This is a genomic window from Williamsia sp. R60 (assembly GCF_054063855.1).
Map to the genome: position 1 here is coordinate 1 of NZ_JBSSGR010000004.1, position 21,177 is coordinate 21,177.

20 protein-coding genes and 1 rRNA gene are annotated in these 21,177 nt (G+C 65.1%); 12 read left to right on the forward strand and 9 right to left on the reverse strand.

Features of this window, described 5'->3' with window-relative positions; translation table 11 throughout:
* Positions 1–89: ribosomal RNA gene (rrf, locus tag ACVWY6_RS18910) — 5S ribosomal RNA — on the forward strand; the annotation flags it as partial.
* 103 nt (positions 90–192) lie between these two features.
* Positions 193–1,587, forward strand: a complete 1,395-nt coding sequence (gene glsA, locus ACVWY6_RS18915) for a glutaminase A (RefSeq protein ID WP_457540228.1) — start codon at positions 193–195, stop codon at positions 1,585–1,587.
* Here the strand turns inward: glsA and ACVWY6_RS18920 are convergent.
* On the reverse strand, positions 1,584–2,084 hold the full coding sequence (locus ACVWY6_RS18920; protein WP_084248569.1) for an NUDIX domain-containing protein: 501 nt from the start codon (positions 2,082–2,084) through the stop codon (positions 1,584–1,586). The two genes, glsA and ACVWY6_RS18920, sit on opposite strands and share 4 nt — an antisense overlap.
* A gap of 119 nt (positions 2,085–2,203) precedes the next feature.
* On the opposite strand from ACVWY6_RS18920, the gene nucS reads away from it, so the two are divergent.
* The gene (nucS, locus tag ACVWY6_RS18925) at positions 2,204–2,884 is read left to right on the forward strand and encodes an endonuclease NucS (protein WP_062801296.1); all 681 of its coding nucleotides are present in this window, start codon (positions 2,204–2,206) and stop codon (positions 2,882–2,884) included.
* A gap of 13 nt (positions 2,885–2,897) precedes the next feature.
* The gene (locus tag ACVWY6_RS18930; RefSeq protein ID WP_457540231.1) at positions 2,898–3,140 is read left to right on the forward strand and encodes an ATP/GTP-binding protein; all 243 of its coding nucleotides are present in this window, start codon (positions 2,898–2,900) and stop codon (positions 3,138–3,140) included.
* A gap of 54 nt (positions 3,141–3,194) precedes the next feature.
* Here ACVWY6_RS18930 and ACVWY6_RS18935 read toward each other — a convergent pair whose 3' ends face one another.
* Complete coding sequence (locus ACVWY6_RS18935) at positions 3,195–4,235, reverse strand: hypothetical protein (protein WP_457540233.1); 1,041 nt, start codon at positions 4,233–4,235, stop codon at positions 3,195–3,197.
* 133 nt (positions 4,236–4,368) lie between these two features.
* Complete coding sequence (gene mce / locus ACVWY6_RS18940; RefSeq protein ID WP_030163870.1) at positions 4,369–4,848, reverse strand: methylmalonyl-CoA epimerase; 480 nt, start codon at positions 4,846–4,848, stop codon at positions 4,369–4,371.
* 68 nt (positions 4,849–4,916) lie between these two features.
* Between mce and ACVWY6_RS18945 the strand changes: the two genes are divergently transcribed.
* From ACVWY6_RS18945 to trxA, 4 genes are all read left to right on the forward strand, one after another.
* On the forward strand, positions 4,917–6,104 hold the full coding sequence (locus ACVWY6_RS18945) for an acetyl-CoA C-acetyltransferase (RefSeq protein ID WP_030163868.1): 1,188 nt from the start codon (positions 4,917–4,919) through the stop codon (positions 6,102–6,104).
* Positions 6,101–6,436, forward strand: a complete 336-nt coding sequence (locus tag ACVWY6_RS18950; protein ID WP_116915606.1) for a DUF3817 domain-containing protein — start codon at positions 6,101–6,103, stop codon at positions 6,434–6,436. Before ACVWY6_RS18945 ends, ACVWY6_RS18950 begins: the two co-directional genes overlap by 4 nt.
* A 50-nt stretch (positions 6,437–6,486) precedes the next feature.
* Positions 6,487–7,689 carry an MFS transporter gene (locus ACVWY6_RS18955; RefSeq protein ID WP_457541141.1) on the forward strand — a complete coding sequence of 401 codons (1,203 nt, stop codon included), beginning with the start codon at positions 6,487–6,489 and terminating at the stop codon, positions 7,687–7,689.
* A gap of 69 nt (positions 7,690–7,758) precedes the next feature.
* The gene (gene trxA / locus ACVWY6_RS18960) at positions 7,759–8,688 is read left to right on the forward strand and encodes a thioredoxin (RefSeq protein ID WP_062801275.1); all 930 of its coding nucleotides are present in this window, start codon (positions 7,759–7,761) and stop codon (positions 8,686–8,688) included.
* Between the two features lie 66 nt (positions 8,689–8,754).
* Here the strand turns inward: trxA and ACVWY6_RS18965 are convergent, their stop codons facing one another.
* From ACVWY6_RS18965 to ACVWY6_RS18990, 6 genes are all read right to left on the reverse strand, one after another.
* Entirely contained in the window at positions 8,755–10,212 is a 1,458-nt protein-coding gene (locus ACVWY6_RS18965; protein WP_457540236.1) for a hypothetical protein, read from the reverse strand.
* A gap of 28 nt (positions 10,213–10,240) precedes the next feature.
* On the reverse strand, positions 10,241–12,469 hold the full coding sequence (gene glgB, locus ACVWY6_RS18970) for a 1,4-alpha-glucan branching protein GlgB (protein ID WP_457540238.1): 2,229 nt from the start codon (positions 12,467–12,469) through the stop codon (positions 10,241–10,243).
* Positions 12,466–14,472: a maltotransferase domain-containing protein gene (locus ACVWY6_RS18975; RefSeq protein WP_457541143.1), complete on the reverse strand. Its 2,007-nt coding sequence runs from the start codon at positions 14,470–14,472 to the stop codon at positions 12,466–12,468. The genes glgB and ACVWY6_RS18975 overlap by 4 nt, the downstream gene beginning before the upstream one ends.
* A gap of 105 nt (positions 14,473–14,577) precedes the next feature.
* The gene (locus ACVWY6_RS18980; RefSeq protein WP_457540240.1) at positions 14,578–16,656 is read right to left on the reverse strand and encodes an ATP-dependent DNA helicase; all 2,079 of its coding nucleotides are present in this window, start codon (positions 16,654–16,656) and stop codon (positions 14,578–14,580) included.
* 43 nt (positions 16,657–16,699) lie between these two features.
* Positions 16,700–17,296, reverse strand: a complete 597-nt coding sequence (locus tag ACVWY6_RS18985) for an isochorismatase family protein (protein WP_247208436.1) — start codon at positions 17,294–17,296, stop codon at positions 16,700–16,702.
* Positions 17,297–17,306: 10 nt separating this feature from the next.
* The gene (locus ACVWY6_RS18990) at positions 17,307–18,608 is read right to left on the reverse strand and encodes a nicotinate phosphoribosyltransferase (protein WP_062801268.1); all 1,302 of its coding nucleotides are present in this window, start codon (positions 18,606–18,608) and stop codon (positions 17,307–17,309) included.
* Between the two features lie 33 nt (positions 18,609–18,641).
* On the opposite strand from ACVWY6_RS18990, the gene clpS reads away from it, so the two are divergent.
* From clpS to ACVWY6_RS19010, 4 genes are read left to right on the forward strand one after another with little or no spacing between them, the layout of a single operon-like run.
* A complete protein-coding gene (gene clpS, locus ACVWY6_RS18995) occupies positions 18,642–18,977 on the forward strand; it encodes an ATP-dependent Clp protease adapter ClpS (RefSeq protein WP_099385040.1) in 336 nt (111 codons plus the stop codon).
* A gap of 5 nt (positions 18,978–18,982) precedes the next feature.
* Positions 18,983–19,564, forward strand: a complete 582-nt coding sequence (gene aosR / locus ACVWY6_RS19000; RefSeq protein ID WP_457540241.1) for an oxidative stress transcriptional regulator AosR — start codon at positions 18,983–18,985, stop codon at positions 19,562–19,564.
* A 33-nt stretch (positions 19,565–19,597) separates the two neighbouring features.
* Positions 19,598–20,692 carry a P1 family peptidase gene (locus tag ACVWY6_RS19005; RefSeq protein ID WP_457540243.1) on the forward strand — a complete coding sequence of 365 codons (1,095 nt, stop codon included), beginning with the start codon at positions 19,598–19,600 and terminating at the stop codon, positions 20,690–20,692.
* 25 nt (positions 20,693–20,717) lie between these two features.
* Positions 20,718–21,128 (forward strand): Mov34/MPN/PAD-1 family protein, encoded by a 411-nt coding sequence (locus ACVWY6_RS19010; protein ID WP_457540245.1) that lies wholly within the window; start codon positions 20,718–20,720, stop codon positions 21,126–21,128.
* The last annotated feature ends 49 nt before the right edge of the window (positions 21,129–21,177 follow it).

Below are 21,177 nucleotides of genomic sequence, written 5' to 3' on the forward strand. Positions count from 1 at the left end.
CCGGCCCCATTCCGAACCCGGAAGCTAAGCCCTCCAGCGCCAATGGTACTGCACCCTAATCAGTGTGGGAGAGTAGGACACCGCCGAACACAACTTACTGAAGCCCCCCGCTAACGCGGGGGGCTTCAGTGCTTTCTGGGTAGATCGACGTCGAGCAGGCTCCGTGGAGGCGGTCTTTGCTTAGATGAGTCCATGGCATCCCTGGTCACCGGTCCGTCGCTGGTCGAGTCTTATCTCCAGCACATCCACAGTTCGTGCTACGCCGTCGGGGGCGGCGAGCTGGCGGATTACATCCCAGAACTGGCCCAGGTGGACCCGAATCGGTTCGGGCTGTCCCTGGCGCTGCATGATGGCTACGTCTACTCGATCGCCGACGCGGATATCGGTTTCACCATCCAGTCGGTGTCGAAACCGCTCACGTACGCGCTTGCGTTGACCCACAAGGGTTTTGATGCAGTCGACGAACGAATCGGTGTCGAACCGTCCGGTGAAGCGTTCAACGAGATCAGCGTGGATTCTCGTCGACGGCCGAGGAATCCGATGATCAATGCCGGGGCCATCCTCTCCGCTTCGCTGCTTCTGGAGACTCAACCGGACGTGGACAAGGCGTTCACCGAGCTACTCGAGTTCTACTCGGCGTGCGCAGGCAGGCAGCTCGCGCTCGACGCCTACGTCTACGCGTCCGAGATGCGAACCGGCGCACGCAACAGGGCGATCGCCTATATGTTGCAGAGTTTCGGCATGCTCCGGGCCGCGCCCGAGGACGCGATCGACCTGTACTTCAGGCAGTGCTCGTTGATCGTGACGACCGACGACCTCGCGACGATCGGGGGAACGCTTGCCAACGGCGGCGTCAATCCGCGTACGGGTCGACGGGCAGTAGGGCAGGCGGTTGTCCAGCGGGTCCTGAGTGTGATGACCACCTGCGGAATGTACGACGGAGCTGGCGACTGGGTGACCACCGTCGGACTTCCTGCGAAAAGCGGTGTCGGGGGCGGAATCATGGCTGTCTTGCCCGGACAGTTGGGGATCGGTGTCTACTCGCCTCTGCTCGATGAGCACGGCAACAGCGTCAGGGGAGTGAGCGCATGCAAGCGTTTGTCGTCCGACCTCGGTCTGCACATGTTCAACGTCGCTCGGGAGAGTCGGGTGACCATCCGGTCGTTCTATTCGGCACGCGAGATCGACATCGTGTCCGACAGGTCCGACCATGAACGGCGATATCTGAACGGGCAACGGGATCGCATCCGGATATACGAGCTCCAGGGTGACCTGACCTTCTCGGGCACGGAGAGCGTACTGAGGCGACTACGTGCTGCAGTCGCGGAGTTCGATGTCGCCATCCTGGACATGAGCCGCGTCGATCACGTGGACCAGGTATCCCGCTCGATGTTCTCCGGTGCCAGCGAGAACATCAACGGAGCCGCGCGGACGGCAGTGATCGTCGATCCCGACGGAGTCGTGGTACGGCGCAATGCGCACGTCGCCGAGCCGAGTCCTGGCGCGGAGTATGTGGTGACCACGATGAGAGAGGCAATCACGCGAGCGGAAGACTTCCTGCTGAAGGTCGCGGTCGACCGTACCTAGATGGTCGCGTCCCCGGAATCGTGCAGAGACAGCAACGTGAGTGCCGCGAGAGTCTGCCCATCGCAGATCTGGCCGGCTCTCACCGCTGTCCGGACCTCGGCGACCGTCCACCATCGCGCGTCCATGTCCTGCTCTTCGTGCTCTCGTGCGGCTTCTCCCGTGTGTAAGCCCTCGGCGAGAAACACCACTTGCCGCTGACTGCTGAATCCTGGCGCCACGTCCAACACACCGATCTGGGTGAGACTGTCGGCCACCAGACCTGTCTCTTCCGCCAGCTCGCGAACAGCCAGATCCGGCGGCGGAACGTGTGCTCGATCGGGTGCGGTACCCGCGGGGAACTCCCAACGTCGCGCCCCCACCGCGTACCGGAATTGTTCGACGAGAAAAAGCCGGTCGCCGTCCCGTGGGATCACCACAACGCCTGTCGGCTTGTCGACCACGCTGTAGATCCCAGGACTCCCGTCGGCTCGGAGTATCTGATCCTCTCTCAACGACATCCAGGGGTTGGCATAGATCTCCGAGGAGGAGACTCGTTTGATCGACACAAGGACCACAATATGGCCGACCCCGGCACGGCGTGGAGGACGTGCGCTCGTGCGCGCCTAAGGTGGACGTCGTGCGTCTAGTTATCGCGACATGCCAGGTGGACTATGTGGGCCGGTTGACAGCCCATCTGCCGATGGCCCGTCGACTCCTGCTGATCAAATCCGACGGCTCGGTGAGCATCCATGCCGACGACCGTGCGTACAAGCCACTCAACTGGATGAGCCCGCCGTGCTGGCTGGTGGAGGAAGATCCCGCCACCTCTGAAGGGCCGCGGCTGTGGGTGGTGACCAACAAAGCCGGTGAAGAGCTCCGGATCACCATCACCGACATCGAGCACGATTCCAGTCATGAACTGGGTGTCGACCCTGGTCTGGTGAAGGATGGCGTTGAGGCGCACCTGCAGGAGCTTCTGGCTGAGCATGTGGAGACGCTCGGCAGCGGGTACTCCCTGGTGCGGCGCGAGTACATGACCGCGATCGGGCCGGTCGATCTGCTGTGCCGGGACGCCGACGGTGTGTCGGTGGCAGTGGAGATCAAACGCCGCGGGGAAATCGATGGCGTCGAACAACTGACCCGCTATCTGGAGCTGATGAATCGCGACCCTCTACTGGCTCCCGTGCAAGGGGTGTTCGCTGCCCAGCAGATCAAGCCGCAAGCGCGGACGCTGGCAACCGATCGCGGAATACGCTGCGTCACACTCGATTACGACAAACTCCGGGGGACCGAGAGTACCGAGTTCCGGCTGTTCTAGGACGGGCGCAACGGTGCTGGAGCGGATCGAACCCGGGCCTGACGGCACCGACTATTACGTGCGGCCCATCTCCGGGCAACGTGCGGTCAAGGACTATCGCTGCCCACACTGCAGTCAGGTGATCTTCATGGGAACACCCCACGTGGTCGCGTGGCCGGTCGACGACTACGGCGGGCCAGATCGCATCGATGACCGCCGCCACTGGCACACCGGATGCTGGCGCAGACGCATCCACAGGCGGCGTCCAAACAGGTGAAGAGGAGTGGTCGGGAAAGTCACCTTGGCCCGACCTCGTCAGCCGTCGCGGTGATCAGCGGTAGGAGGCGCTGACCGTGTCGTTGTCGGCGGCCGCGGCCTCGTCTGTGTCGCCATCGTGCTCGGCTGCATCGATGGTGTCCGCGGGCACTTCCGAATCCCGTTCGCCGGCAGCTTTATTCGGCTGATCGAGCCGCGCGTTCTCGGACAGGTCCTTGTTGAGCAGGCCCTTGGTGTCCGGGTCGAGTAGTTGAGGCTCGTTCTCGACCTCGGCGAGTAGCTGTGGCACATCGTCGAGCTGACTTCGCACCTCGGCGAGTTGCGCCAGCATGCGAGCGCGCAGTGTTCGGATCTGCTCGGTGACTTCCTGTGCCCGAGTGATCCTTTCGGTGGCCGCCGAGGCCGCGCGTTGTCGGGTGCTCTCCGCTTCTGCTCGCGCGGTGTCCAAACGCTCTTTTGCCTCGGCCTTGCTGGTGGCTTCGAGCTGCTTCGCCTGCTCCAGGGCTTCCTTGCGGCGGGCGGCCATCGTGGTGTCGAAATCTTCTTGGATGCGCTCGCGATTGCTCTGCGCGCGGGCATCGAGTTCCTCGGCCTTGGCTTTGGCGTCGGCGAGGATGCGCGCCGCCTCCTCGTGCGCGGCATGCATGGTCGTCTCGTGCTCGGCGTTCATCGCCTCGCGACGCTCGTTCATCTCCTGCGTCTGCCTGGCAATCTCCTGGCGGTGCTCTTCGGCTTCTTGCCTGGCTATCGAGAGAGTCTCTGCCGCTTCGGCTTCCGATCGTGCCCGGATCTCCGACGCCTCGTCGGACGCAAGTCGCAACATGCTCGAGACGCGCTCGCTCATTCCCTGCACCGTGGTCGGGGGTACCGAGAGCTTGTTCACCTCACGGCGGAGCTCTTCGATCTCCTCGCGCGCGAGTTCCAAGTTGTCGGCAAGTTCGCGCGCATTCGCGGTGGCAGCGTCACGATCTGCGGCTATGACTCGCATCTCGGCGTCGAAACGACGAAAGAAGTCGATGACCTGATCACGGTCGTAACCGCGCATGACCGTGGCAAAAGGCAGTCCGGACGCAGATGTGGCCTCGTGAGATGGCATGGCCGCAATTTTACGCTGCACGGGCGCCAAAGCGGTTCAAGCCGGTGGACAGCATGAACTGTGTTACCGCACTGCAACGCTGGGCTACTGCCGGCCAGATGCACCAGCCGTGAAGGTGAGGAACGGGGCCGACTCAGTGAGCGGCTGCAGGCTCCACCAGTTCGAGGAGGACACCACCGGCATCCTTGGGATGGATGAAGTTGATGCGAGAGTTCGCGGTGCCGCGGCGGGGTGCGTCGTAGAGCACCCGCAACCCGTTGGCGACGAGCCGCCGGGTGACCTCTTCGACATCGGTGACGCGCACGGCCATCTGCTGCAAACCTGGGCCGTTACGGTCGATGAACTTGGCGATGGTGGACGTCTCGTCGATGGGGGAGAGCAGCTGGATCAGAGCGTGCGACTTCTCGGCGCCTGCAGGCCCGACCATCGCTTCGACGACGCCCTGGGCTTCGTTCGTCTCCTCGTGCAGGCACACCAGGCCCAGGTTGTCGAGATACCAGGCCTTGGCCGCCTCGAGGTCGGGGACGGCGATACCTACATGGTCGATCGCGGTGACCAGTTCGCCGATGGATGTCAGTACCGCTGACTGGGGGTTCTGTTCCGGAGCACTCATGGTCTAAAGGTAGCGTTGTGAGTGGTTGCGCCACCATTCAGCCAGCTTTGACGAGAGGTCAGAAGTAGATGTCGACATCGGTAATAGTATCCGGAGCCCGTACCCCGATCGGACGATTGATGGGTTCGCTCAAGGATTTCAGCGCAGTGGACCTGGGCGCGATCGCCATCCGCGGCGCCCTGGAAAAGGCCAAGGTTCCTGCCTCCGAGGTCGAGTACGTGATCATGGGTCAGGTCCTGGGTGCCGGAGCCGGGCAGATGCCCGCCAAGCAGACGGCCGTCAAAGCCGGTATCGGCTGGGACGTCCCGGCCCTGTCCATCAACAAGATGTGCCTGTCGGGCATCGACGCGATCGCACTGGCCGATCAACTGATCCGCGCCGGTGAGTTCGATTGCGTGGTGGCCGGTGGCCAGGAGTCGATGACCCAGGCGCCGCACATCCTCCCGGGTAGCCGTGGTGGGTTCAAGTACGGCAACACCGAGCTGGTCGACCACATGGCTTTCGACGGCCTCCACGATCCGTTCACCGATCAGCCGATGGGCGCGCTGACCGAGCAGCAGAACGACGTCGAGTCGTTCACCCGCGAACAGCAGGACGCGTACGCGGCAGAATCCCACCAGCGTGCGGCCGCGGCCTGGAAGAACGGCCTCTTCGCCGACGAGGTGGTCCCGGTGAGCATCCCGCAGCGCAAGGGCGATCCGATCGAGTTCGCCGAGGACGAGGGCATTCGCGCGGACACCACCGCAGATTCGCTCGCTCGGTTGCGTCCGGCGTTCCGTAAGGACGGCACGATCACCGCAGGCAACTCGTCGCAGATCTCGGACGGTGCCGCGGCGGTCGTGGTGATGAGCAAAGACAAGGCAACCGAGCTGGGACTGGAGTGGCTGGCCGAGATCGGGCCCCACGGCGTGGTCGCCGGACCGGATTCCACGCTGCAGCACCAGCCGTCGCGGGCCATCCTGAAAGCCTGTAAGCGTGCCGGCATCGAACCTGCCGACCTCGATCTCGTCGAGATCAACGAGGCGTTCGCCGCAGTGGGCCTGGCGGCCACCGCCGAGCTGGGGCTCAGTGACGACAAGGTCAACGTCAACGGCGGTGCGATCGCCTTCGGTCACCCGATCGGTGTGTCCGGCGCCCGGATCACCCTGCACCTTGCCTTCGAACTGGCCCGCCGCGGCGGCGGCACCGGGGTCGCAGCGCTCTGCGGAGCCGGCGGCCAGGGTGACGCTCTGATCATCAAGGTGCCCGCGAAATGATCTCCACCGACCTCACCGCAAAGATTTTCCGTGTCGTCGCCATCGCAGAGGCCGTGACCTGGCTGGCCCTGCTGATCGCCATGTTCTTCAAATGGGTCCTCGGCCATGAAGAGGCGGTCGCCATTCCGGGTATGACGCACGGGGTGGTCTTCGTGGCCTACATCGTGGTTGCCTTGTTCACCGCATGGCGCCTGCGGTGGAGCCTGGTCACGACCGGCCTGGCCCTCGTTGCGAGCATCCCGCCGTTCGGAACCCTGATCTTCGAGATCTGGGCGAAGCGGAACGGGCATCTCGACGGGACCGACGCCCCGACCCGGGCCGCCACCTCCTGACAACGCATACCGCCGCCACGGCGCACGCGTCACGTGCCGTGCGCGTGGCGGTGTCCGGCATCTTTGCCCTGAACGGCTTGTTGGCATCGATGTGGGTCGCCCACATCCCGGTGATCCAGGACCGGACGGGTGTCGACAACGCGACTCTCGGTGGGCTGTTGCTGGCGTTGGGCGCATCGGCGTTTGTCGGCATGCAGCTGCTCGGACCGCTGATCGACCGTTTCGGCTCGCGAGGACCCACTGTGATCAGCGCGATCGCGTTGGCTGTTGCGATCGTTCTGCCGGGGCTGGCCACCGGACCGATCACCCTCGCGGCGGCAATGGTGATGTTCGGATTCTGCAATGGTGCCCTCGATGTCTCCATGAACACGCAGGCCGTGCTCATCGAACGGATCTACGGCCGCCCGATCATGTCCTCGATCCACGGGTTCTTCTCGATCGGTGGACTGATCGGCTCAGGGGTGGTTGCCGCCACCCTGGCAGTGGACGTGCCCCTGCTGGCCACGTTGGGGACTTGCTGCGCATTGGCGATCTGTTGCGCTCTGCTGTTGTCGAACACCCTGATCACCGGCTACGCCGACGAAGAGCCAGGCGAACCCGGCGAGACAGAGAACGCCGCGGCGTCGCGGCGGCCGTGGGGAAGGATCGCCCTGCTGGCCGCGGTTGCTTTCGGTCTGATGCTGGCCGAAGGAACCGCCTACGACTGGAGTGCGCTGTACCTGGTGGAACGATACGACCAGCCCGAGGCCATCGGAGCAATCGCGTTCGGCGCGTTCAGCGCCACGATGGTGGTCGGGCGGTTCTCGGCGGACACGGTGAGTGCGCGGCTGGGGCCGGTTGCGGTGGTGCGCCTGGGGTCTGCGATCGCCATGGTCGGTATGACGTTGGTGATCTGTTCGCCGACACCGGTGCTCAGTGTCATCGGATGGGCGATCTTCGGCCTCGGAGTGGCAGGCGGGGTGCCGCAGCTGTTCACTGCGGCCGGCAACATCTCCAGCCGGTCCAGCGGCCAGACCATCTCACTGGTTGTCGGGTGCGGGTACGTCGGAATGCTGGCCGGACCCGCGGTGATCGGTCCGGTGAGCAGTTGGTTCTCTCTCGGCACCGCACTCTGGATCGCTGCAGCCGGCATGGCGTTCGCGTTCGTGGCGGCGCCGGTGGTCCGACCGCGTGCCGGTGACGCCGGGTCTGCGCAGAAACCTGCGTCCGCTGCTGGCGAACGCGGGCGGACCGGGGCACCACACGGTCTCTGACCGTGCCAGACTGGACGGGTGAGCAGACCGCAACCACGTCAACAGGCTGCTGCCCGAGCTGCAGCGGCGATGTCCGGGGCAGTGGACCTGTCCGTTCTCAAAGAGCGGGCCGATGCCCAACGCGCACAACCCAACCGGCCGGCGACGCCGCCTGCGTCGGGCCCGCCCACCTCGGCGTCACCAGCTCCGGCAGGCGGCGCCTTTCCTGCCGTCTATGACGTCACCGAAGCCGACTTCGAGTCCGATGTCGTCGCACGTTCGGAACAGGTGCTGGTACTCGTCGATCTCTGGGCAACCTGGTGTGGGCCGTGCAAACAACTCTCACCGACGCTCGAAGCCCTTGCCCAGCAGTCAGGGGGCAAGTGGGTGCTGGCCAAGGTCGACGTGGACGCCAATCCCCGCATCGCGCAGCTGTTCGGGGTCCAGTCGATCCCGACCGTGGTGGCAATCGCCGGTGGCCAGCCCGTGTCGGCATTCGCCGGCGCACAGCCGGCCGCCCAGATCCAGGGGTGGGTCGACGACATCCTGGCCAAGTACGAACACACCTTTACCGGAGCTCCGGCTGACGACTCCGATGAGCCGCAGCCCGAACCGGTCGATCCACGGATGGCCGCGGCCGAGGACAAGCTGAACAGTGGCGACATCGACGGTGCACTCGCCGACTACAAGGACATTGCTGCGTCCGAACCCGACAACGTCGAGGCCGCATCGCTTGTCCGCAACCTCGAGTTCGTAGCGAGGGCACAAAGCCACGATCCCGCGTCGCTCACGGACCTCGAGGCCGATGACGTCGATGGCCACCTGGCGGCCGCGGATGTCGAACTGTTGAATCAGCAGCCGGAGGCAGCCTTCGACCGCATCGTTGCGGTGATCGCGAAGACCGGTGGCGACGAACGGACCAGGGCAAGGACCCGACTACTGGAACTGTTCGAGCTGTTCGACCCGGCGGAACCGTTTGTGGTCGCGGCCCGGCGCAAGCTGGCAACCGCCCTGTACTGACCGGTCCTGTACTGACCGACCCCGCACCGACCCCTGACGGCCGATTCAGTAACGACCTGTCGAGACCTACGGGTCGTAGCGGGCGCAGCCCTTCTCGTCGCCGAAGTAACCGGCCGAGAAGGCCGCGATCCGTGAGAACCCGCTTGGCAACGACCGACCGGCCACATCGCTGGCGACTGCGCCACTCACGAGCAGACCCGACACCAATTCGTCGAGGTCACCTCCGCGCAGCGTGAACGTGCCGGAGTCCGCTGTCGATCGTGCCCACCGGCCGGTGAAACAGGCAGCCCGGGCGGCGGTCACCGGCTGGTCCAGCACTTGGCCTCGCGCGCGCTGTGTCGCAAGTGAATATCGGGAGGCGACAAGCGAATACGCACTGAAGTCCCCACCGATGAAGCTCGGCAGCCCCGACGGTCCGCTGGTTCCGTTGGTCGCGATCAGGGCTAGTTCGTCAGGGTCCATCGAGACGGTGTTGGTGTCCGGGCAGAACGCGACAGGCAGCGCGGCCTGTTGGTCGGACGTCCCGCTGCAAGGTTGCTCGATCTGGTCGGTGACCACCGACGGCCGGGCCGTGTCCGGCAGGTCGAAGAACGCCTCGACCGACTGCACCACCGACTCCAGGCCGGCTTCGGTGAACGGGGAGGTGTCGATGGCCCCGGCATTGTCGAACCTCGGTGGCATCTGGTCACGCAGGTCGTCGATCGTCAGTTCGGTGATCGCTGCGCACGTCGCCGGTCCAGACCGAAAACCCTTCTCGAACGCGAGGGCCCGCTCGAAGGCGGTGCCGTGATCGGACCGGCCGCGGCGGCTGTCGCGTGCGGAGATCAGTGCGGCCACGGCGGTGTTGAGCCCGTCCCCGGTGTTGATCTGAAGGAACTCGCCGTTGCCTTCGGCGATCCATCGGATGAAGTTCCCGGAGAGACAATCGGCCTGCTGCTCGCTGACGATGGGCGAGGTGTCCTTGTCGAAACCGCCGATCATCTGGATGTAGTGGCCGTATTCGTGCGCGATCACCGTGACAGGCGCCATCGGTCCGAATGCGTCCGCCAAAGCCGGCATCAGAACTCCGCGGTCCCAACCGATCTCATCGCGCGTGGGGCAGAAGGCCGCATTGACCTGACCGAAGGTCGGCTCGTTGCAGAACATCACCGACCGACTCTGGGGAGACTCGGCATCCCATGAGACGAAGGACAGGCCGGTTTTGAAACTCGTTTTGAAGGCGGGCTCGAATGCCTGCTTCCAATACGTCTCCAGGTCCGCCAGCGCGGCACCCATCAGGTCGTCGATCTCACCGTCGTCGCCCCCGCGGATGTCGAGCGCCGTGTCCGCCGCGTCATCACGGAGTCCGTTGGGGCCATCTGTGACGGGAAGCCCGGCGACGGTGAACGGGTCGGAGTACGCCGACACCGCTTCACCGCTGACCACCTGGCGCTCCTCGCGCGTCGCGCACGCCGAGACGAGCATCAGACAGGCCCCCACCAGCGCACCGATCAGAACCGGCGTTCGCCGGGAGCTATGGGCCACGACCAAACTCTAGCCGCGCCGATCCGTGCTAGTCGGTGGTGGCTGCCGGAGTGAGCCAGATGGCACCGTTCGCCGGAAGTGTCAGGCGAGCACAGGCCGGGCGGCCATGCCACGATTCTTCCTCGGCGATGACCTGCCCGAGGTTGCCTTCCCCGCTGCCGGCGTAGGACGGCGCATCGGTGTTCAGCACTTCGTCCCACGAACCCGTCAGCGGTAGTCCCACCCGGTAGTCGGTGCGAGTGGTGCCGGAGAAGTTGAACACGCAGGCCATCACCGAACCGTCGGATCCCCACCTCAGGAAACTGATGATGTTGCCCGCGGTGTCGTTGGCGTCGATCCAGGAATATCCATTGGGAGTGATGTCCTGGCTGTAGAGAGCAGGGTGACGTTTGTAGACGCTGTTGAGGTCGGAGACCAGCGACTGGACTCCGCTGTGCAGCTCACCTTCCCAGCCCTCGAGTTGCTCCCAGGCCAGGCTGCGTTCCTCCGACCACTCAGGGGTCTGTGCGAACTCCTGACCCATGAACAACAGTTGCTTGCCTGGGTGGGCCCACATGTACGCGAGCAGCGCGCGGACCCCTGCCGCCTTGGTCCTGGAATCTCCCGGCATCCGGGACCACAGTGTGCCTTTGCCGTGCACGACCTCGTCGTGGCTGATCGGCAGCACAAAGTTCTCGCTCCACGCGTACATGAGGGAGAAGGTGATCTCGTGGTGATGGAAGCTGCGGTGGATCTGGTCACGCCCGAGGAACCCGAGCGTGTCGTGCATCCATCCCATGTTCCACTTCATCGAGAAGCCGAGGCCACCGAGGTTGGTGGTGCGGGTGACGCCCGGCCACGACGTGGACTCCTCGGCGACGGTCACCACACCGGGGTGATGCTTGTGGACGGTCGCGTTCATCTCCTGGACGAACTGGACGGCCTCGAGGTTCTCACGGCCGCCGTGGACATTCGGCGTCCAGCCCCCTTCGGGCCTGGAGTAGTCGAGGTACAACATCGATGCGACGGCGTCCACCCGTAAGCCGTCGATGTGGAATTGGTCGAACCAGTAGAGCGCGTTGGCGACCAGGAAGTTACGGACCTCGTTGCGTCCGAAGTCGAACACGTACGTGCCCCAGTCGAGCTGCTCGCCTCGCTGAGGGTCGCCGTGCTCGTAGAGCGCGGTCCCGTCGAAGCGGGCCAATGCCCAGGCGTCCTTCGGGAAGTGGGCGGGCACCCAGTCCACGATCACGCCGATCCCGAGCGAATGCAGGTGGTCGACGAAGAACCGGAAGTCGTCAGGACTTCCGAAGCGGGACGTGGGAGCGTAGTACGAGGTGACCTGGTAGCCCCATGAACCGCCGAACGGGTGCTCGGAAACGGGCAGCAACTCGACGTGTGTGAAGCCGAGTTCCACGACGTACTCACCGAGTTGTTCGGCCAGTTCACGGTAGGTGAGGCCTTGTCTCCACGAGCCCAGATGGACCTCGTAGACGCTCATCGGTTCGATGGTGGCGTCGGACTCTTCACGCTGGGCGACCCATGTGTCGTCGGTCCATTCGAAGGACGTCTCGGGGATGACAGATGCGGTCTTGGGCGGGATCTCGGTCGCGCGGGCCATGGGGTCGGCCTTCTCGCGCACCACCCCGTCATTGCCGGTGATCCGGTACTTGTAGGTGGTACCCGGTCCGATGTCGGGGATGAACACCTCCCACACCCCACTGGACCCGAGGGACCGCATCGGCGCGGTGTGACCACGCCAGCCGTCGAAGCTCCCGATCACGGTGACGCCCTGGGCATTGGGTGCCCACACGGCAAAACTCGTCCCGGTCACCTCGCCGTCAGGTGTGGAGTACACACGTGATTGCGGCCCGAGGATCTCCCAGAGCCGCTCGTGGCGGCCTTCGGTGAAGAGATGGATGTCGAGTTCGCCGAGACTCGGCAGGAATCGGTACCCATCGGCGACCACGAACTCCCGGTCCGCCACACCCGATTCGTCCGCGGGATAGCTCACCCGATATCGGTAGTCGATCAGGTCGGTCAGCGGCACGGCCGCGACGAACAATCCCGATTCCTGGTGTGTCAGTGGGTAATCGACTCCACCGATGACGGCGCTCACCGACACGGCATCGGGTTTGAGCGTGCGCAGGATGGTGTGGTCACCGGCCGGATGTGCGCCCAGTAGACCGTGCGGATTGTGATGCGTACCCGACAGCAATCGATGCAGGTCATCGTCGGTCACAGCTGCGTCGGGGGCCTCGGAGGCGGCGGCGCTCATGACGGAGTCCGGAACGACAGGGCCGCGCGGGCCTCTTCGGGCATGGGGGGCAACGCGACCACGTGGGCCACCTGACGCCAGGGTTCGAGCCGAACGTAGTTGGCCTGACCCCAGTGGAAGTTCTCTCCGGTCACCTCGTCGACTCCGCTGAAGCGGTCCTGCCAGTCATAGCCGAGTGAGGGCATGTCCAGCCACAGGGTGGATTCTTCTGCTCCATAAGGATTGATGTTCACCACGACAACCACCGTATCCCCGGTTTTCGGATCGAACTTCGAATATGCGATCAGTGCGTCGTTGTCCACGTGGTGGAACTTGAGGTACCGCAGCTGTTGGAGCGCCGGATGCCGCCGGCGAATCTCGTTGAGCGAGCGAAGCCAGTTCTCCAACGACTCGCCCCGGCTCGCAGCACCTTTGTAATCCCGTGGCCGGAGCTGATATTTCTCCGAATCCAGGTATTCCTCGCTGCCCTCGCGTACCGCCTGGCCCTCATACAACTCGTAGCCGCTGTACACACCCCACGTCGGCGACAGCGTTGCCGCCAGCGCGGCACGTAACGCGAACATCCCGGGGCCGCCGTGCTGCAGACTTTCGTGCAGGATGTCGGGCGTGTTGACAAAGAGGTTGGGGCGGGCGATGTCGGCGTTCTCGGCCAGTTCGTTGCCGAACTCGGTCAACTCCCACTTGGCGGTCCGCCACGTGAAGTAGGTGTAGGACTGGGTGAACCCGAGTTTCGCCAGGCCGTAGAGGCGGGCGGGCCGGGTGAATGCCTCGGCCAGGAACAGCACGTCGGGGTCGCGCTTCTTCACCTCGATGATCAGCCACTCCCAGAAGTCTGGTGGCTTGGTGTGAGGGTTGTCGACCCGGAAGATCTTGACGCCCTGCGCAACCCAGTGCAACACCACCTTGAGGACGCCTCTGAATATCCCGTTGCGGTCGTCGTCGAAGTTCAGGGGGTAGATGTCCTGGTACTTCTTGGGAGGGTTCTCGGCGTAGCGAATGGTTCCATCGGGTTCGATCGTGAACCAGTCGGGGTGCTCGGTGGTCCACGGATGGTCCGGAGCGCATTGCAACGCCAGGTCGAGAGCCACCTCCATGCCGAGCTCCTCGGCGCGGTGGCGGAAGTAGTGGAAGTCGTCGAGGGACCCGAGGCGGGGATGGATGGCGTCGTGACCACCGTCTGCCGACCCGATGGCCCAGGGGGAACCGACATCCTCTGGTCCAGCGGTGACGGAGTTGTTCGGTCCCTTGCGATTCACCTCTCCGATCGGGTGGATCGGGGGCAGGTAGACCACATCGAACCCCATGTCGGCGATGCGGGGAAGGTCCTCGGCCGCAGTCAGGAACGTGCCGTGAACCGGATGTCCCTCGTTGTCCCATCCGCCGGTGGAACGAGGGAACAACTCGTACCAGGAGCCGAACAGTGCCCTGGTGCGGTCTACCCAGATCCGGTGGGTTCGGCTTTTGGTGATCAGTTCGCGAACGGGGTGATCGGTGAGCAATTGAGCCATCTCGACCGAGAGCGCCGGGCCGACACGATCGGGCAGAGCGGCATTGCCATCACGCAAGGATGCCGATGCGCCCGCGACGACGTCGCGATCACTCGGGGGGACGAGGTCGAGGGCCCGGTCCAGGAGGCGGGCCCCGCGCTCGATGTCGTTGGCAAGCTCCGCACTTCCCTGACCGGCGGCGAGCTTCTTGTCCATCGCGTCGCGCCAGGTGGTGAACGGATCACTCCATGCGTCGATGCGGTACGTCCAATATCCGATGCTGGTCGGACTGAAGACGGCGTTGAAGGTATCTGGTTCTGCTGCCGGGACCATCCGGACGTCGACGGTGCCGCCGCGGGCGGGACCTTCCACGTGCAGAGTGGCCGCCACCGCGTCATGGCCTTCGCGCCAGACTGTTGCGGTGACTGGAAAAGTCTCTCCGACAACCGCTTTCGCGGCAAACTGTCCAGAAGAGACTACCGGGGCAATGTCATCGATCCCGATGCGCCCTATCAATGAGTCCGCCACCTTTCGAGAGTGTTGTCGCCCAACGCTGTCATGTCGTCGCGTGCACCACCACCGTAGGCGACCCGGGCCCGATCGGCTCGGGCTCGGACACCCTCACCCGGCGCCGGCGCCCTGCAATCGGGTCAGTGCACCCCGTACCAGCTGGGCATCGGTGGTCCGCCAGAAAGGTGGTAACGACGCGAGTAGGTAGTTTCCATAGCGTGCCGTCGCCAAACGTGAGTCGAGCACGGCCACCACTCCTCGGTCGGACGTCGACCGGAGTAGACGGCCCGTACCCTGCGCCATCAGCAACGCCGCGTGGGTGGCAGCGATGGCCATGAAGCCGTTGCCTCCTCGAGCCGCGACCGCACGCTGACGCGCCATCAGCAGGGGATCGTCCGGTCGTGGGAAGGGGATCCGGTCGATGAGGACGAGGTTGAGTGACGGGCCTGGCACGTCTACTCCCTGCCACAACGAGAGAGTGCCGAACAGACAGGTCTTCTCGTCGGCGGCGAACTCTTTCACCAGCGCCCCCGTCGCGCCGTCGCCTTGGCAGAGGACCGGGAGCTCGATCCGGGTGCGGACGGCCTCGGCAGCCTCTTTGGCGGCGCGCATCGAAGAGAACAGCCCGAGCGTGCGGCCGCCTGCGGCGGTGATCAATTCCACCATCTCGTCGAGCGTGCGGGCGGAGATGCCGTCGCGGCCCGGTGCGGGCAGATGTTTTGCGACATACAGAATTGCGGCCTTCTGATGGTCGAAGGGGGAGCCGACGTCGAGCCCGTTCCACCGCATCTTCTTCTCGTCGGACGGCGGCGGCTTGCCGATTGCGGTGATGCTCTGAGCAGATTTGGTTGCCTCGGAGTCGACGTCGGATCCGGCATCGCCGCTGCGGTGTGGCGGCAATCCCCAGCCGGCCGCCAGTCCGTCGAATGAACCGCCGACGGTCAGTGTGGCCGATGTCAGGATCACCGTCGCCTTGGCGAACAGTGAGGCACGCAGCAGCCCGCCGACCGACAGGGGGGCCACCCTGAGCACGCGTTTGCGTTCACCTCGCACCAGGTCGTCCCCGACCCAGACGACGTCCAGGCGGCGCGATTCGTCGGGATCGTCGAACGCGGCCAGAATCCGCACGGCGGTGTCGTGCATCTCTTCCAGAGAGGTGAGCGCGGCCGAGCGGGCGGCACTGGCGTCGGCGTCCACCTCGCCACTTCGTTTGGCGGGCCCGATGGCGGTGTGCGCCTTCCACAGACGGTCACGCAACGACGCGAGCGCCAGCGGCGCGCCGTCGGGGAGCCCGCTCCATCTGCCGGGTTCGAGCTGTTCGAGGAGGGACTCGATCAACTCGCCGCTGCCCTCGATGTCGTCGGCGATCTCCTGGTCGATCAACTTCCCGCAGCGCCGGGCCACACCTGCGATGGAGGTGCCCGAGATCTCTGCGGTGGCCACAGCTGTGATCCGGTCGGCGAGTTCGTGGGCCTCGTCGACCACCACCACGTCGTGGTCGGGCAGGATCGTGGCCTGGCTCATCGCGTCGATGGCCAGCAGCGCGTGGTTGGTCACAACGAGATCGGCCGCGCCTGCCTTCGCCTTGGCCTTCTCGGCAAAGCAGTCGGCCCCGTACGAGCAATTGGTTGCTCCCAGGCACTCTCTCGCGCTGACGCTGACCTGTCGCCAGGCCCGGTCCGATACGCCGGGCTCGAGGTCGTCGCGGTCACCGGTATCGGTATCCGACGACCATTCGCGCACCCGGGTGACCTCGCGTCCCATCCGAGATGCGGTGAAAGCGTCGAAGAGTTCCCCGTCGGGTTCCTCGATGGTTCCGGCATGGATCTTGTTGAGGCACAGATAGTTTCCTCGGCCCTTGAGGATGGCGAACTCTGGTGCGCGGCCGAGGGGTTTGGTGAGCGCTTTTGCGGTGCGCGGGAGATCGCGGTCGACGAGCTGGCGTTGCAAGGCGATGGTCGCAGTCGACACCACCACCGTGTGCCCGGTGTCCACGGCATGGCCCAGCGACGGCACCAGGTAGGCGAGGGACTTACCGGTTCCGGTGCCGGCCTGGACGGCAAGGTGTTCCCCGGTGTCGATCGAATGTGCCACGGCCGAGGCCATTTTGAGCTGACCATCGCGTTTTGCGCCTCCGAGCGCCTGCACCGCGGAGGCGAGCAGTTCGGGTACCTCGGGTATGGACGTCACCGTGATCGTCCACGGCGGCTCAGGTCTGTGTCATGCCACCAGATCATGCGGGACGGTCCGCCGCGGACACACCGGTGATCACGCCGATGCCGGCCTCGGTCATCCGGGCAACGGCTGTCTTGGTTGTGTCCGGGCTGACTCCGGCGGTGTAGCGCAACAACACCCGTGTGGTGAATCCGGACGCCTGTGCGTCGAGCGCGGTCGCCACCACGCAGTGGTCGGTGGTCAGTCCCACGATGTCGACGGCGTTGATCTGCTTGTCTCTCAACCAGTCCGCCAATCCGGCACCGGAATCGTCGAATCCCTCGAACCCGGAGTACGCCGCGCTGTATTCACCCTTGCTGAACACGGCATCGAGTGTGTCGGTGGCAAGTGAGGGGTGGAAGTCCACTCCCGGTGTCCCCTTGACACAGTGCGGTGGCCAGCTGTCGACGAAGTCGGGGTTGTCGGAGAAGTGGTCGCCGGGGTCGATGTGATGGTCGCGGGTGGCCACGATGGCGTGGTATCCGTGGTCGCGGCTGATGTAAGCGGTCACGGCTGCGGCAACGGCACCGCCGCCTTTGACGGCAAGAGATCCGCCTTCACAGAAATCGTTCTGCACGTCGACGATGAGCAAGGCGGTGCGGATGGGTTCGCTCACATCATTCCCCTCACGGTGCGATGAATCGGGTCGGGATGGCGGGATCCCCATGCGAGAGTCCCAAACCTTCCCACGGAAGCGAGACCAGGCCTGCGGCGAGGTGGTCACGCGATTGGGTCAGTGACGGTAGGCCTTCCACCGGTTTGCCGCCCCTGACGAGTGGGATCTGAAGCGGGCGGGCGGGCAGATCGAGAGTCGGTTCAGAGCCACCGCTCGGGTAGATGACCTCCTCGACGATGGTGCCGGACTGTTTGGCGGTACGGACAGCGGTCTTGGCCCCGCCACGAGATTCCTTGTGACTGGCGCGTTTTGCGACCGGGAGTCCGTCGACCTCCACGAGCTTGTAGACCATACCTGCTGTCGGTGCACCGGATCCGGTGACCAGTGACGTGCCCACCCCGTAGACGTCGACCGGTTCGGCGCGTAGCGAAGCGATCGCGTATTCGTCGAGGTCTCCCGACACCACGATGCGTGTGCCGGTGGCACCTAGGTCGTCGAGTTGCTTGCGGACCTGGCGGGCGAGCACCCCGAGGTCGCCGGAGTCGATACGGACGCCACCGAGCTGAGGCCCGGCGACCTCGATCGCGTTGGCGACACCCTGCGTGATGTCGTACGTGTCCACCAGCAAGGTGGTGCCGACACCGAGTTTGGCGATCTGGGCCGCGAAGGCGGTCTTCTCGTCGGGCCCGTCCGCGGTGGTGTGCACCAGGGTGAACGAGTGTGCGCTGGTACCGGCGCTCGGTACACCGTGGCGGTGGGCGGCTTCGAGGTTCGACGTGGCCGAGAGCCCGGCCAGGTACGCGGCGCGCGACGCGGCGACGGCCGCCTCCTCGTGGGTGCGTCGTGACCCCATCTCGATGATGGGCCGTGACCCGGCCGCGGTGACCATCCGGGCGGCGGCCGACGCGATGGCGCTGTCGTGGTTGAGCACGGACAACGCCAACGTCTCGAGCATGACGGCTTCGGCGAACGTGCCGCGGACGGTGAGGATGGGCGAGCCGGGGAAGTAGAGCTCGCCCTCGGCGTATCCGTCGATGTCTCCGGAGAACCGATAGTCGGCGAGCCAGGAGAGCGTCTCGTCGTCGAGGAACTTCTCGACCACCGCAAGCTGTTCGGGTCCGAAGGTGAAGTTGGTGAGCTGGTCGATCAGACGGCCGGTACCTGCGACGACGCCGTAGCGACGCCCATCGGGCAGCCGCCGCGCGAAAACCTCGAAGGTGCACGTCCGATGGGCGCTCTGGTCGGCGAGTGCTGCGGCGACCATGGTGAGCTCATATTGATCGGTCAGCAGCGCTGTGTTCGAAGCGGTCACTATCGGTACCCTAGGGCCATGCGCGGACAGATGATGACCGCACCGCACCACTTCGGCCCTGTGTCGGCAGCGGGCGACGGTCAGCACGAGGCTACCCCGTCGAGTACCGCCGTCGCCGAACGTGACCAGGCAGTTGATCGGCCTTGGGTGACCATCGTGTGGGACGACCCGGTGAACCTGATGCGATACGTCACGTACGTGTTCCAGAAGCTGTTCGGATACAGCGAGACACGGGCGGCGGAGCTGATGATGCAGGTGCACACCGAGGGCAAGGCGGTCGTGTCGACCGGTGACCGCGACAAGGTCGAATTGGATGTCCAGAAGCTCCACGCGGCAGGTCTGTGGGCCACGATGCAGCGGGACAGCTGAGCCGCGTGCGCAATTGGAAGCGGCGTGGTTCCGGCGAACGGCTCCGGATCACCACTGAACTGGACTCTCACGAGTCGGATCTGATCGCGTCTCTGGTCACGTCGATGACCGAGTTGCTCGACGAACGGCAGTCGACGGCACCGTCCGACGAACTCACCGATCTCACCGGGATCGAGGCAGGACACTCCGAACCGCCGTCAGACGTGACGCTGGGGCGCCTGTTCCCAGATTTCCATCGACCCGACCAAGACGAGTCGACGTCGGTGGACGCGGTCACCGGCGATCTGAACGGCGCCCTGCGCAGTCTGCACGAACCGCACATCATCTCGGCGAAACAACAAGCGGCACAAGCAGTTCTGGACTCGTTGCCCGATGGCGGCGGACCGGTGTCGCTCACCGAGGCCGAGGCCGATCAGTGGCTCTCGGCGATCAACGACGTACGGCTCGCGCTCGGTGCGATGATCGGGATCAGCGAGTCGACTCCCGATCAGTTGCCCGAGGGTGATCCGATGGCTGCTCACCTCGACGTCTACCACTGGCTGACGGTTGTCCAGGAACTTCTTGTCGTCGCCCTGATCGGGAAATGATCTCGATGCCGGCCCGAACGTGAGGAACAAGCCATGATTCCGGGGCCGACCGACTCGATCGCCGACGTGCGCGGCGTACGAGTCGGACATCACCATCGGGTCGACGACGAGGTCAGCGTGGCCACCGAGGATCAGGCAGGCGAGGGCTGGGCCACGGGCACCACCGTCGTGCTGCTGCCGGACGGTGCAGTCGCGGCCGTCGATGTACGCGGCGGGGGGCCCGGCACTCGCGAAACCGACCTCCTCGATCCCACCAACACGGTGCAGCAAGCCCATGCCGTGGTCCTCACGGGCGGGAGCGCCTACGGTCTCGCCGCTGCCGACGGGGTGATGACCTTCCTGGAGAAGCAGGGCACGGGTCTGGTCATGGACACCCGCGGTTCGTTGGTCCCGATCGTTCCCGCCGCGGTGATCTTCGACCTCGCGGTGGGTGACTGGTCGGCGCGGCCGGATCGCGAGTTCGGGGAGCGGGCGGCCGCAGCGGCGAGCACCGATGTGACATCCGGTTCGGTGGGCGCAGGAGCCGGGGCGCGGGCCGGCGAACTGAAAGGTGGCGTCGGATCGGCGAGTGTCAGGATCACCAACGGGCCGGCCACGGGCATCACGGTGGCGGCGCTGGTGGTGGCGAATCCGGTCGGTGCAGTGATCGATCCGTCCACCGGTGTGCCCTGGGGTGCGGGTCCCTCAGAACTCGACTACTACGGGCTGCGTCCTCCCGCAATCGAGGAGATTGCTCAACTACGTTCGCTCACAACCAAATCGACGGCACTGAACACCACGATCGGGGTGATCGCCACCGATGCCGCTCTGGACCCGGCATCGGCCACACGGGTTGCGATGACAGCGCACGACGGTCTGGCACGAGCCATTCGGCCGGCGCACTCGCCGCTTGACGGGGACACATTGTTCGCTGTTGCCACCGGCGCGGTGACACCCACCCCGGGGGAGGGCGAGGCACCGGCGATCCCGATGGGGATGAACCAGCAAGCTGCCCTTGTATCGGTGATCGGGGAAGCGGCGGCCACTGCCGTTCAGCGGGCCATCGTCAAGGCTGTCCTGTCGGCTGATCCGGTTGCCGGAATACCGTCCTACCGCCAGACGTTGCCTTCAGCATTTGCACTTCGGTGACGGGTGCGTGACAACGGAGGTGAGAGTGCTCAACATCAGTCGATCGCTGGTGGACCAGATGGTGGCGCACGCCCGCGCCGACCATCCCGACGAGGCATGCGGGGTGATCGCCGGACCGGAGGGTTCGGACCGGCCCGAGCGGTTCATCGCGATGACAAACGCCGAGCGCAGCCCGACGTTCTACCGCTTCGACTCCGGGGAGCAGCTCAAGGTGTGGCGTGAGATGGATCGGGCCGACGAAGAGCCTGTGGTGATCTACCACTCGCACACTGCGACCGAGGCCTACCCGAGCCGAACCGACATCTCGTTCGCATCCGAACCGAACGCCCACTACGTGCTCGTCTCCACCCGCGACGCCGACAGCGAGGAGATCCGCAGTTACCGGATCGTTGACGGCTCGGTCACCGAAGAACAGATCACGATCGACGACCACTAGTCGTGTGCCACGACGCACACCACAGCTCGGCCACACAGAAGGAGTTCGC